Below are 13,561 nucleotides of genomic sequence, written 5' to 3'. Positions count from 1 at the left end.
TAATTGACCAAACCATTCTAGTCGTGCAAAGTTTTTTGTTTTTTAATTTTATGTTAATAAAAACATTAAATACCTATCAATTTGTCAAAGTAATAGGTATTTAATAGATGCATTATCCTGCTCGATATTCGTTTGGAGAAGAATATAAGCAATTATTCCATCAGTTTTTTATACTTGCCCCAGTTTTCGAATACCACCCATAGCCAAATAATGAAAAGTACAGCCCAAATAATTAGTCCCATTTGGCTGTAAAAAATCATGTTGTGGGTAAAAATACCAATGAGTATGGGGAAGATGACCAGTGCACCCAGTGTTCTCGTTTTTGGGAAAATAAACAATAAACCGCCCAAGAGTTCGATGATTCCAACCAGTGGCATTAGCCATTTGATCGTGGCAAAAGCCTCAAATACTTTTTTCATGTCCATATCCATTGGTGGCGTAGGCATATAATGAAAAAGTTTATCCAGCCCTGCATTGATGAATAGCAAGGCAAATAAAATACAAAGTATATTTTTAAAGATCTTCATAACGGTCAATTTTAAATTGATTATTTTACGGTTATCGTTGTAGGGGGATCAGTGCTGTTATCTTCTTTTTCTTCTTCGTCTTTGTTTGTATTTCGTTCTACGGTGATCGTACATTCTGTAAGCAATGCGGCTACAGCGCCAATTGCTGCAAAGACAGGTGCTAAGATCAAACCTATGGCACCAATGGTGACAGGAAAGCTCATGATTTCTTTGCCATGTTTGTCTGAAATGCTGATTTTGCTCACATTGCCCTCAGCAATGATTTCTTTGATCTTTTGTAAAAGGTTTTCACCGTTAATCTGAAATGTCTCTTTGAATCCCATAATGATATAATTTAAGTTCGCTCCTATAAAGTTATTCATTTTTTTACAGGAATTTATATAAAGTTATCAGCATGGTTGATCTTTGGTTAATTATAAACTGTAGGGTTATTTTGGAATAGGGCAAAGCGCTTTGCTTCTTGTTTCAAAAGTTTTTATCGTATATCCTTGTGCTATATATTGCCTGTGCATGACGGATCAAAATTTACTTGAGTCGTCTGTTGGGCTCTTTCGTGAAAGCTCGTGCTCTTCGTGGGGTACAATTGTCAATCAAATTCACTATTAATACGTTTTTTTATCGGATATACTTCGGATATTTAACGGAGCTTATTCGCTGGCAACCGAAGAAGCACCGAAGAAGCACCGAACGAGCTCCGAAGAAGTACCGAACGAGCACCGAATGATCTCCGAATTTGATCGCTCGTTAAACATAAAAAAAGTCCCGTGCATTGCACGGGACTTTTCGAGATTTATAGCGTAGCTGTTAACCTAATGCTGTTAAGCTTTCTTGAAGAATTTTAATCTTCACTTCGGCATCAGCCTTTTTACTTTTTTCGTTTTCAACAATTTCAGGTTTAGCATTTTGCACAAACCGTTCATTGGAAAGCTTTTTGTCTACAGATACAAGGAAACCTTTTAGGTATTCCAATTCTTTCTCGATACGCTCACGTTCAGCATCTGCATCAATATTATTTTCCAACGTAACATAACATTCGTCTTTGCCAGCAAGGAAACTTGCGGCACCAGCTACTTTCTCAGAAACAAAAGTTACGCCTTCCAAGTTTGCGATCTTGGTGATGATATCAATATATTGCTCCAGGTTGATGTCCGATTGTTGATTGATCGCTAATGGTAAAGCAACTTTAGGGGAGATACCTTTAGAATTGCGAATATTCCGAACTTCCGAAATAATCTGTTGAGCGATAGCGAAATCTTTTATAAGCTGCTCATCAAAATCATTCGCTGTAGGATAAGGGGCTACGATAATGCAATCTTTCTCGTCTTTCACACCGAACAGTTCGTCATGCCACAATTCTTCTGTTAGGAAAGGCATGAAAGGATGTACTAAAGTGAGTATACGTTGGAAAAAAGATTGTACTGTTGCTAAGGTTTCGCTAGAAATAGGGGAGCCATAAGCCGGTTTCACTAATTCAAGGTACCAAGCACAGAAGTCATCCCAAACCAACTTGTAGGTTGTCATCAATGCATCTGATAAACGATAGTGTTTGAAGTTTTCTTCGATATCGACCAGAGCTTGATTTAACCTTGCCTCAAACCAAGCTGCCGAAATCTTATCTGAATCCGAAGCTGGGGTAGTTGTAATTTCCCAGCCTTTAACCAAGCGGAAGGCATTCCAGATCTTATTGGCAAAATTACGGCCCTGTACACAAAGTTCTACATCAAAAGGAAGGTCATTACCTGCTGGAGCAGTCAATAACATTCCCATCCGCGTAGCATCTGCACCATATTCATTCATCAAATCAATCGGATCAGGAGAGTTGCCCAGTGATTTAGACATTTTACGGCCCAGTTTGTCGCGTACAATACCTGTGAAATAAACATTTTCAAAAGGCAATTGTCCGCGGAATTCATATCCTGAAACGATCATACGTGCTACCCAAAAGAAAATGATGTCTGGGGCAGTGACTAAATCTTGTGTAGGGTAATAGTAGTTGATTTCTGCATTTTCTGGTTCGTTGATGCCATTGAAAACCGAAATTGGCCATAGCCAAGCTGAAAACCAGGTGTCAAGCACATCCTCATCTTGACGTAGATCGGTCAATTGAAGCGTTGTATTACCTGATTTTTCCTGCGCTAAAACAAGGGCCTCTTCAACCGTTTGTGCAACCACAAAGTCTTCGTTTCCATCGCCATAGAAATACGCCGGTATCTGGTGTCCCCACCACAATTGTCTTGAGATATTCCAGTCGGTAACATTCTCCATCCAATTGCGGTAAATATTTTTGAATTTCGTCGGATGAAATTTAATGGTATCATCCATAACATTATCCAATGCCGGTTTTGCGAGATCCTCCATCTTAAGGAACCACTGATTAGAGATTTTTGGCTCAATAACAGCACCTGTTCGCTCTGAAGTTCCAACATTATTGGTATAGTTTTCAACTTGCTCCAATAATCCTTTTTCCTCCAGCTCTTTCTCGATTTCCTTACGGACTTTAAAACGATCCATGCCGGCGTAATGCAGGCCATTGTCGTTCAGTTTTGCTTCATCGGTAAAGATGTCGACAAATTCCAGGTTGTGCTTTTTACCTAGTGCGTAGTCATTCACATCGTGCGCTGGAGTAACTTTAAGGCATCCTGTACCAAACTCCAAATCGACATATTCATCTTCAATGATGTTCACTTTTCTACCAACGATCGGCACAATGACTTGCTTTCCTTTTAACCAGGTGTAGCGCTCATCATTGGGATTGATACACACGGCAGTGTCACCAAAGATGGTTTCAGGACGGGTAGTCGCCACAACAATATATTGATCTGTTCCTTCAACCTGATATTTCAGGTGGTATAATTTGCCGTTTTTCTCTTTATAAATAACCTCTTCGTCTGAGATATTTGTTTTTGCTTCAGGATCCCAGTTGACCATGCGGTAACCACGATAAATCAATCCTTTACGATATAGATCGACGAATACACGGATAACAGATTGATATAACTCCGGATCCATGGTAAAACGTGTACGATCCCAGTCACAGGAAGCGCCAAGTTTTTCGAGTTGTTTTAGAATAATACCACCGTATTTTTCCTTCCATTCCCAAGCATGTTTTAAGAAATCTTCACGCGATAAAGATCGTTTGTCAATTCCCTGTTCTTTCAACATAGCGACGACCTTAGCTTCAGTGGCAATGGAGGCGTGATCGGTCCCCGGTACCCAACAAGCGTTTTTTCCCTGCATACGTGCGCGGCGAATCAAAACGTCTTGAATGGTATTATTCAGCATATGCCCCATGTGCAATACTCCCGTGACATTCGGAGGAGGCATCACAATCGTGTAAGGTTCACGTTCGTCCGGGGTGGAACGGAAAAATCCATTCGCTTTCCAATAGCTGTACCATTTTTCTTCAGCTTCTTTTGGATTGTAAGTTTTCGCTATGCTCATTTTAAATTTTTGTATTCAAACTTTTAAGGAACACAAAAGTAAGGAATTCTATGTTATTTTCCTTAGTAATCCATTGATCTTGTTCTCAAACAAAAAGAAGTTATGAATAAAGGCTAAGCAATAAGTTTATTGAAGATCCTCCTAAGCAGAAGAGGTGGTTATTGCAGTGGGGTAAAGCATAATGCAGGATTTATACTTTTTTAATCTTTTCTTCATATTACTAAGTAATTAGCCCGTATTTCATGTAAATTAATGTAAATTTGCCTGTTTTATTTTTACACGAAGGGATGCAACGATTTGCTAATGAGCTTAGAGCTTTAACACAGTATTTTCTGTTCTGGTTAATTATCTGTTTTATAGATAGATTGATTTTTGTTACTGCTTTTTTTGAGAAAATAGGTTTTTCGAATTTTACGGAGATTTTCAGAATTTATTACCACGGTTTGAACCTGGATTTTTCTGCTGTTTCCTATATATGTGCGCTGCCGTTTCTTGTGTATTGCATGTTAAGTTTTTTCCCAAAACTGAAACCCAAACGGCTGATCCTGGATATCTATACCATTATTGTCCTGGTATTGTTCTTTGTGACAAGCTTTATCAATGTTAACATCTACCGGGAATGGGGTGACAAAATTTCTAAACGTGCCATCGATGCATTTTTTGCCTCACCTTCGGGAGCCGTAGCTTCGGCTGAGTCCACGCCGGTGTTTCTCCCCATCGTTGGGATGTTGATCGGTATCTTCTGTGGTTATTTTCTGTACCGCTGGATGTTTAAAAAAGTCTCTTTTTTCAATATCAAATCTCCTGTAGGTAATTTTTTCAAACTGGCAATCGGAGTCTTTGTACTTTTCACGTTTATTCGCGGTGGTTATGGGAGAGCGACACTAAACCCTAGTAAAGCCTATTATTCCGAGGAAACGTTTTATAATCATGCAGCGGTTAATACCCAATGGTCTTTTTTACGGGATTTCTTTGCCGAAAGTACCAAGCTAAAAAACCCCTATAATTATTACGCGGATCAGAAGGATATTCAGGACAAGCTACGACCTGCCTTTCAAAGCCAACCTGATTCTGCCGTTGAGGTATTGTCAACGACTCGTCCGAATGTCGTTATTATTATGTTGGAAAGTTTTGTCGGCGATCTCATTCAGTCTCTTGGCGGGGAAAAGGGAATTACGCCACACATGGAAGAATTGATTAAAGGCGGTATTTTGTTTGACCATATTTATTCTGCTGCTGATCGATCCGATAAGGGCATGGTAGCGGTTTTGAGCGGTTTTCCGGCACAAGGACCCGAGAGTATTATCAAGTATATCGACAAACATGAAAATATGCCTGCCATTGGACAGGAGTTCGATCATGCCGGCTATGAAACATCATTTTATCATGGTGGTCAGAGCGAGTTTTACAATTTTAAATCGTATATGCTGACGCATGGGATGTCTAGGGTGGTGGATAACGCCAATTTTGGATTGGATGCAGAACGTGCCTCATGGGGTGTATATGACCATGTGGTCTTTAATCAGATGATCAAGGATTTTAAAAAAGAAAAACAACCTTTCTTTTCGACGATCTTTACCTTAATTAATCACGAACCATTTGAGTTAAAACACGGCTATAAATTTGGCAATGCTACCAATGCGGATAAATTCCGAAGTACGGCAAACTATACGGATTCAGCTGTTTTTGATTTTATCAATAAAGCTAAAAAGGAAGCTTGGTATAAAAATACCCTTTTCGTAATTGTGGCTGATCATGGACATCGCCTTCCTTCAGAAAAATGGGAGCTATTTCACCCCAATCGCTTTCATATTCCGCTGATCTTTTTCGGTGATGTGATCAAACCTGAATATCGTGGGAAAATATTCAATAGAATCGGCAATCAAACGGATTTGGCAACTACCTTATTGACACAACTGAAACTCCCTACAGATCGTTATCATTGGAGCAGGGATCTTTTTAATCCGACGACACCTCAAATAGCGTTCTATAATTCCAAAGATGCCTTTGGAGTGATCACACCTCAACAGGCTGTTTCTTTTGATAATGTAGGACGGATTATTAATTATAGGTCCAATAAGGAATATCCCGCTGGCAAAACAGACAGCTTATTGAATATCGGTAAAGCGTATTATCAAGACGTATATCGTGAATTTTTAAAATATTAGAGCTATGAAATTAAGAGGAGTATTTGCACCTTATTTTGCTGTCGCAATTCGTTTTATCTTTCTTTTGGTCATCTATGCGTTATTGCGATTGGGGTTTTATGGCGTCAATGCTTCCTTATTTCCCCATGTCGATGCAGGTAAGCTCTTGGTGATGTTTGCGGGTGGTGTACGATTCGACATTGTAGCCCTGCTGTATTTTAATATTCTTTATATTGTGATGCTGACTGTTCCAGGTCCGTTTAAATCGAATAAAATCTATCAAAAAGTTGCAAAATGGATCTTTGTCGTGACCAATTCAATTGGTATAGCGTTAAATCTGATTGATTTTGCCTACTATCCATTTACCCTAAAAAGGACGACAGGAACGGTAATTGACCAATTTTCCAATGAATCCAACCTGTTGAAGCTGGCTTTTGATTTCTGTTTGGATTATTGGTATCTCATTATAGTGTTGGTACTGGTTGTGTATGGTTTGATTAAATCGTATAAGCTTATTCAGATTGAAAGGACTACGAAATATAGCTGGAAGTCATTTTTGATCCAATTGCCTTTATTTTTACTGACTGCTTTTCTTTTCATAGGTGGTGTGCGTGGCGGTTGGGCCCATAGTACCCGTCCCATTACATTGAGCAATGCGGGTGATTATGTGGAGACACCGGAAGAAATGAATATTGTGCTGAATACGCCATTCAGTATATTGAAAACGTTAAAGGCTGTCAATCTTAAACCTATCCATTATTATTCCGAACAAGAGCTTGAGCAATTATACAACCCTATTCATGTACCGCAATCAGACCAGCCCTTTGCGAAGAAAAATGTCGTCGTTCTGATTTTAGAGAGTTTTGCAAAAGAACATTTTGGTGAGTTGAATAAAGATATCCAAGGTGGAAAATACAAAGGTTACACGCCTTTTTTGGATTCATTAATCCGCAATGCTTACACATTTACAGATACTTATGCCAATGGCCGTAAATCAATTGATGCTTTACCATCGGTCATTACCGGCATTCCTTCCATAGGTGAGCCTTTTGTGCTTTCGATATATTCTGGAAATGAAACCACAAGCTTAGCGAAGCTTTTAGGGAAAAAGGGATATGAGACTGCTTTTTTTCACGGAGCACCCAATGGCAGCATGGGCTTCTCCGCTTATATGAAACTGGCGGGTATCCAGCATTATTTTGGTAAAAACGAATATAACAATGACGCTGACTTTGATGGTATATGGGGAATCTGGGATGAACCGTTTTTGCAATTTGTAGCGAATAAGATCAACACGTTTCATCAGCCATTTTTCGCTAGTTTCTTCTCTTTATCTTCGCATCACCCATTTAAGGTACCTGAAAAGTATCAGGGGAAATTTCCTAAAGGACCTTTGCCCGTACAGGAACCCATTGGATATACCGATAATGCGCTGCGTGAATTTTTTGCAACAGCATCGAAAATGCCCTGGTACAAGAATACCGTATTTGTTATTTGTGCAGACCACGCTACCGTAAGCTACCTGCCGGAATATCAAACGGCAGCAGGGGGCTTCCAAATCCCTATTATATTTTATGCACCCGGTGATAATCTAGTTGGCAAAGCGGATAAATTGGTACAGCAAATAGATATTATGCCGACAGTGTTGAATTATCTGCACTATGATGAGCCTTATTTCGCATTTGGTTCAGATGCCTTCAAACCGGGTAAGGATAATTTTGTGCTTAATAATAACTCAGGAAGCTATAATCTCTACTATAAAGATTATATGATGTCTTATGATGGACTGAAAGTGACTTCATTTTATGATCTTAAGAAGGACCGCTTGATGAAACAGGATCTGTTAAAACAACATCCTGCGGTATTGGATACGATGGAGACCAAGATGAAAGCCTTTATCCAGCAATATAACAACCGTATGATTGAAAACAAGCTGACCTATAAAAAATAGCAGCCGGTTTTCTACCTGTTCAATTTAGCGCGAATGCTTCTATCGATAATAAACAAAACCAAATCATAGACGAGGTAGATCAAGGGTAAGGTAAAGATGACCAACAGGATAAAACCGCGGGACTTTTCGTCAAAGACTCCATTGACAAGATAGTTGGCCAGACTGGACCAAAACCAGATAAAAAAGTAGAAAGAGCTTGGAATGATTAGATTTCCAAGTAGGAGTGCATAGCGGTATCCGCCAGTTTTGTATTTTAGATAAATACAGCGGATATGCAGGCATAGTAGGCATATTGAGCCGATCAGGCCGAGAAGCTCGGGATGTACCCAAAGAATTACTTGTGCTAAAAAGGAGGTTTTTAAGCCAACTTCAATATGAAAACTTTCTTTCTTTTCTACCTGATCAATCCTCCAGTGAACAATGGAGTCTGTCTGTAATTTGGCGGTTCCCAGATCCTGTGTAAGTACATCCATCTTTCCATCGAGGTGCAGATACAGTTCAATCGGGCCAAAAGACGACCAGTACCTGGAAGGGAATAGGAGGTAGTCAATTTGGTATCTGGTCCGAATATCCCGTCGGTCATAGCCCATATAAGCGCTGTATTGAACCTGAATACTGTTATCACCTTTGCGTAGCTTAGCCGTAAAATGAAATGCATCATTCAGCGAAATACGTTTCCATTCATCGCTGTCGTAGCTGATTTCATAATAGCCATCCTTTAAACGTAAAAAGGGAAATTTTGAACCGGGCTGATCCATTTTTTTTCCTTCAATTTCGTTCTGATTGACAAGGATGCGATCTAATCCGTCCATATTTAAAGCGAGAAATACCAGTGGCAATTCGATAGCCTCTTCTGCATGGATGTTATAGACAATGCTGAAGTGACTGCGATAGTCCGAATTATAATCAGCAGTGTCTGCCAAAAGATGAATGTCAATACGCTCATTGGTGACTTTCAGCTTTGCGGCAGGAACAAGCTGTCCTGTTATACTATGGGGGCTCATTGGATTTGCCATGTTGGCAAACAATGTCATTACAGCGAGTAATAGATATACGGTTGTTAGTAGAATTTTATACTTCATTTGCTTGATATTGTCTGCTTAATATCAAGTTTCATATTCGTATGCGGCCTTTAAATGACAGGGGCGGCTGTATATTAGGATATGCTTGATATTTAACAAGATGAAAGTAAAAATTAAAAGGGAGAAATTAAAAAGGCGATTCATATTCGTCTACCTCCGATTCATATTTGTCAAGTATATTGTTTCTATTCCGATGTCAATAAAAACCTTCATGATTTCGCAGGCACCAACAGTAATGGAAGCGAACTGAAGGTTCTTTCTGGCCAATAATAGGACACTCTTTCATAAAAAAAAGACCTATGCCGCAAAGCATAGGTCTTTTTATATTTCCAATTTTATTGCGGTTTAAACACCCAACAATAAACGAGCTGGATCTTCCAATAATTGTTTTACACGAACCAAGAAGCTTACTGATTCACGGCCATCGATGATGCGGTGATCATAAGAAAGTGCGATATACATCATTGGACGGATTACCACCTGACCATTTTCAGCAATAGGACGTTGGATAATGTTGTGCATACCCAAGATTGCGGATTGTGGAGCATTGATGATTGGCGTAGACATCATTGATCCGAATACACCACCGTTGGTAATTGTAAATGTACCACCGGTCATCTCGTCAATCGTTAATTTGTTGTCACGTGCTTTAACGGCAAGTGCAGCGATTGCTTTCTCGATTTGTTCCAATGACATTGCATCAGCGTTACGGATAATCGGAACAACTAAACCTTTAGGGGCAGAAACCGCGATTGAAATATCTGCGAAATCAGAATATACAATCTCGTTATCTTCGATACGTGCATTTACGGCAGGCCATTCAGCTAATGCAGTTGTTACAGCTTTTGTAAAGAATGACATGAAGCCAAGACCGATTCCAAATTTCTCTTTAAAGGTATCTTTATATTTAGCACGAAGATCCATGATCGGCTGCATATTGACTTCATTGAATGTTGTCAACATGGCCGTTTCGTTTTTAACGGCAACTAAGCGTTTTGCGATTGTTTTACGTAATGAAGATAATTTCTCACGACGTTCGTTTCTAGAGCCCACTACAGGAGCAACTGTTGCAGCTGGAGCGGCAGGTTTTGCTGCTGGTGCAGCTGCTTTAGCAACAGGTTGAGCTTTTTCGGCATCTTCTTTTGTGATGCGACCTTCTTTACCTGTTCCTTTTATTGTAGAAGGATCAATTCCTTTTTCTCTTAAGATTTTTGCAGCAGCAGGAGAAGCTGTGCCAGCAGCATAGCTATCTGGATCTTCATCTTTTGCAGCGGCAGCCGCAACTGGAGCTGCATTTGACGCTTCTGCAGCAGGGGCAGCAGCTGGAGCTGAACCACCGGCAGGAGCAGCACCTTCTTCAATTGTACAAACAACAGCACCGATTTCTAAAGTATCACCTTCTTGTGCAATGATTCTTAAGATACCCGCTTTTTCAGCTGGTAATTCAAACGTTGCTTTGTCTGATTCCAGTTCGGCGATGTTTTCATCCATCTCCACATAATCGCCATCTTGTTTCAACCATTGTGATAAGGTTACCTCCGTGATTGATTCACCTACGGTTGGTACTTTAATTTCTAAGCTCATATATAATGTTCTTTATTGACAATTGCGTCCTATAGATAAGACGCAATTGATTTTAAATTGTTTTTATTCGAATGATTTATTTAAGATTTCTGCTTGTTGCGCAACGTGTTGTTTCATGTAACCCGTAGCTGTACTTCCACTTTCTTTACGGGCAACAAAACCTGTAAATGCAATCTCAGTACCCATTAGTTTACGGCAGTAGTAAGACCATGCTCCCATGTTCTCATTTTCTTCCTGAACCCAAACAAATTCTTTTGCCTTGTTGTATTTTTTACGGATTGCTTTCAATTGCTCTGTAGGAATTGGGAATAATTGTTCCAATCTGACGATAGCGATATCTTTGCGTTTGTCCGTTTCTTGTTTTTCTAATAAGTCGTAGTAAACTTTACCCGAACAGAATAACACGCGTTTAACGTCTTTTGCCGCAACATTTGCATCATCAATTACCTCTTGGAAAGCAGCTTCTGTAAAATCTTTCAACGGTGATACTACTTTAGGGTGGCGCAACAATGATTTTGGCGTAAATACAACCAATGGTTTACGGAACTCACGTACAAGTTGACGACGCAACAAGTGGAAATAGTTAGCTGGAGTAGTACAGTTTGCTAAGACCATATTCTCATCCGCACATAACTCTAAGAATCTTTCGATACGTGCTGAAGAGTGCTCAGGACCTTGACCTTCCATACCATGAGGAAGCATCATAACTAAACCGTTAGAACGTTTCCATTTTGTCTCTGCACTCGATAAATATTGATCGACGATGATTTGAGCACCGTTATAGAAATCTCCGAATTGAGCTTCCCAGATTGTCAGCGAATTTGGATTAGAAGATGCATAACCATATTCAAATCCCAAAACAGCATATTCTGAAAGTAACGAATTGTAGATAGAGAATTTATCGCCACCTTTAATATTGGCTAAAGGAACATATTTCTCTTCCGAATCTTCAAGCGTCAATACCGCATGACGGTGTGAGAATGTTCCACGTTGTACATCCTGCCCCGAGATACGTACACGGTTACCTTGATCCAATAATGTCGCGTAAGCCATCAATTCGCCCATTGCCCAATCGTATGAATCAGCAGTGATCATTTTGGCGCGATCTTCAAACAAACGTGTAATCTTACGGAAGAATTTTTTGTCCGAAGGTAAGGTTGTGATTTCTTTTGCTAATTTTAAGAATAGATCTTTTGCAACTTTCGTTTTATCCGAGGTTGTTAATACTTCACCTTTTTTAGCAGGACGCAATCCTTCCCATGCACCTTTAAACATCGGGATCTCTTCAGTCAATACCTCAACTGTTTTAGATTCCTCAAATTTAGTTTGCAATTCAGCTTTAAATTCTTTCTCGATATTTTTAGAATACGCCTCGTCAATACTTCCTTCAGTAATTAATTTTTTAGCGTAAACTTCTTTCGGGTTCGGATGTTTTTCGATGATTTTATACAACAATGGTTGCGTGAATTTTGGTTCATCAGCCTCATTGTGTCCAAATCTTCTATAACATAACAGATCGATAAATACGTCTGTTTTATATTTTTGACGGTATTCAACCGCTAAATTAATCGCATAAACTACCGCTTCAGCATCATCACCGTTCACATGGAACACAGGTGAAGAAGTGATTTTTGCTACGTCTGTACAGTATGTTCCAGAACGCGCATCCTTGTAGTTCGTTGTAAATCCAATCTGGTTGTTGATGACAATATGTACCGTACCGCCAGTTTTGTAACCATCGAGTTTGGACATTTGGGTTACTTCGTAAACTACACCTTGTCCAGCAATTGCTGCGTCACCATGAATGATGATCGGTGCAATTTTAGAAGAGTCGCCTTCGTATTTGAAATCAATCTTAGAACGGACCATACCTTCAACGATTGGATCTACAGTTTCCAAATGCGAAGGGTTCGGAGCCAAACTTAAGTGGACAGATTTGCCATCGTTTGTTTTGACCTCAGATGAAAAGCCCAAATGGTATTTTACGTCACCACCAAAGTTTACTTCAGGATCATCAGCGTAAGTCTTACCTTCAAATTCAGAGAATACTGATTTGTAAGATTTACCCATGATATTAGTCAATACATTCAGACGGCCACGGTGAGCCATACCGATAACAAATTCCTGGATACCGATTTCTGCACCTTTTTCAATGACTGAATCTAATGCTGGGATTAAACTTTCTGCGCCTTCCAATGAGAAACGTTTTTGACCTAAAAACTTAGTGCCTAAAAAGTTTTCGAATACAACGGCGTGGTTTAATTTGTTTAAAATTCTCTTTTTTGTGTCCAAAGAGAATTTTGGCATGTTACGGTCCGCTTCCATACGGTCCTGTAACCATTTAATTTTTTCTGGGTTACGGATATATTTGAATTCTGCACCAATAGAACGGCAGTAAGTATCCTCCACCAATTGACGGATGTCTTTTAATGTTGCTGGACCTAAACCGACTTCAACACCTGCATTAAAAACGGTGTTCATGTCTGCTTCAGCAAGACCAAACGTTTCTAATTCCTTGCCAGGATAGTATTTACGTCTCTCACGAACAGGGTTAGTGTGTGTGAATAGGTGGCCACGGTCACGGTAGCCATTGATCATGTTCAGCACATTGATTTCTTTCAATACGTGCTCAGGAGTAGCTTCACCTACTGAACTTGTTGTTCCACCAGCATTTTGACCGAAATCAAAACCTTCAAAGAATTTTTGCCATCCGAAATCTACCGATTGGGGATCTTGCTTGTACGATTGATATAAGCCATCGACATAAGCCGAATCAGCATTACTCAAATATGTCAGATTGTCCATTTACAATTAAAACTATGAAATTTG

The 13,561-nt window shown here is 39.6% G+C and carries 8 protein-coding genes; 2 read left to right on the top strand and 6 right to left on the bottom strand.

All coding sequences use genetic code 11. The features are described from left to right. Positions 1-152: 152 nt before the first annotated feature. The 3 genes from L1283_RS16980 to L1283_RS16970 form a co-directional block, all read right to left on the bottom strand. Positions 153-527: a DoxX family protein gene (locus tag L1283_RS16980; protein ID WP_075994106.1), complete on the bottom strand. Its 375-nt coding sequence runs from the start codon at positions 525-527 to the stop codon at positions 153-155. Between the two features lie 20 nt (positions 528-547). Next, on the bottom strand, positions 548-889 hold the full coding sequence (locus L1283_RS16975; RefSeq protein WP_429626355.1) for a DUF4342 domain-containing protein: 342 nt from the start codon (positions 887-889) through the stop codon (positions 548-550). A 442-nt stretch (positions 890-1,331) separates the two neighbouring features. Continuing rightward, positions 1,332-3,968 carry a valine--tRNA ligase gene (locus L1283_RS16970; RefSeq protein ID WP_429626354.1) on the bottom strand — a complete coding sequence of 879 codons (2,637 nt, stop codon included), beginning with the start codon at positions 3,966-3,968 and terminating at the stop codon, positions 1,332-1,334. Positions 3,969-4,471: 503 nt separating this feature from the next. Here L1283_RS16970 and L1283_RS16965 point away from each other — a divergent pair. Both L1283_RS16965 and L1283_RS16960 read left to right on the top strand, forming a co-directional pair. Beyond that, positions 4,472-6,136, top strand: coding sequence for an LTA synthase family protein (locus L1283_RS16965; RefSeq protein WP_286736839.1), 1,665 nt, complete (start codon positions 4,472-4,474; stop codon positions 6,134-6,136). A 4-nt stretch (positions 6,137-6,140) separates the two neighbouring features. Continuing rightward, entirely contained in the window at positions 6,141-8,066 is a 1,926-nt protein-coding gene (locus L1283_RS16960; RefSeq protein WP_286736840.1) for an LTA synthase family protein, read from the top strand. Positions 8,067-8,077: 11 nt separating this feature from the next. On the opposite strand, the gene L1283_RS16955 is transcribed toward L1283_RS16960, so the two are convergent. The 3 genes from L1283_RS16955 to L1283_RS16945 form a co-directional block, all read right to left on the bottom strand. Then, complete coding sequence (locus L1283_RS16955) at positions 8,078-9,148, bottom strand: hypothetical protein (RefSeq protein WP_429626353.1); 1,071 nt, start codon at positions 9,146-9,148, stop codon at positions 8,078-8,080. A 345-nt stretch (positions 9,149-9,493) separates the two neighbouring features. Then, the gene (gene odhB / locus L1283_RS16950) at positions 9,494-10,732 is read right to left on the bottom strand and encodes a 2-oxoglutarate dehydrogenase complex dihydrolipoyllysine-residue succinyltransferase (RefSeq protein WP_088162882.1); all 1,239 of its coding nucleotides are present in this window, start codon (positions 10,730-10,732) and stop codon (positions 9,494-9,496) included. 63 nt (positions 10,733-10,795) lie between these two features. Beyond that, on the bottom strand, positions 10,796-13,537 hold the full coding sequence (locus L1283_RS16945) for a 2-oxoglutarate dehydrogenase E1 component (RefSeq protein WP_286736842.1): 2,742 nt from the start codon (positions 13,535-13,537) through the stop codon (positions 10,796-10,798). Positions 13,538-13,561 lie beyond the last annotated feature (24 nt).

Source organism: Sphingobacterium sp. HSC-15S19 (genome assembly GCF_050433745.1).
In the GTDB taxonomy this organism is placed as follows: domain Bacteria; phylum Bacteroidota; class Bacteroidia; order Sphingobacteriales; family Sphingobacteriaceae; genus Sphingobacterium; species Sphingobacterium siyangense.
Note: the sequence above shows the minus strand (reverse complement) of the source record. Positions and strands in the feature narration are given on the sequence as shown.

Bases quoted from the DNA above. Each gene is read 5' to 3' on its own strand.
- L1283_RS16975 (WP_429626355.1), bottom strand. From the start codon at position 889: ATGAATAACTTTATAGGAGCGAACTTAAATTATATCATTATGGGATTC.
- odhB (WP_088162882.1), bottom strand. From the start codon at position 10,732: ATGAGCTTAGAAATTAAAGTACCAACCGTAGGTGAATCAATCACGGAG.
- L1283_RS16955 (WP_429626353.1), bottom strand. From the start codon at position 9,148: ATGAAGTATAAAATTCTACTAACAACCGTATATCTATTACTCGCTGTA.
- L1283_RS16960 (WP_286736840.1), top strand. From the start codon at position 6,141: ATGAAATTAAGAGGAGTATTTGCACCTTATTTTGCTGTCGCAATTCGT.
- L1283_RS16965 (WP_286736839.1), top strand. From the start codon at position 4,472: ATGTTAAGTTTTTTCCCAAAACTGAAACCCAAACGGCTGATCCTGGAT.
- L1283_RS16980 (WP_075994106.1), bottom strand. From the start codon at position 527: ATGAAGATCTTTAAAAATATACTTTGTATTTTATTTGCCTTGCTATTC.
- L1283_RS16945 (WP_286736842.1), bottom strand. From the start codon at position 13,537: ATGGACAATCTGACATATTTGAGTAATGCTGATTCGGCTTATGTCGAT.
- L1283_RS16970 (WP_429626354.1), bottom strand. From the start codon at position 3,968: ATGAGCATAGCGAAAACTTACAATCCAAAAGAAGCTGAAGAAAAATGG.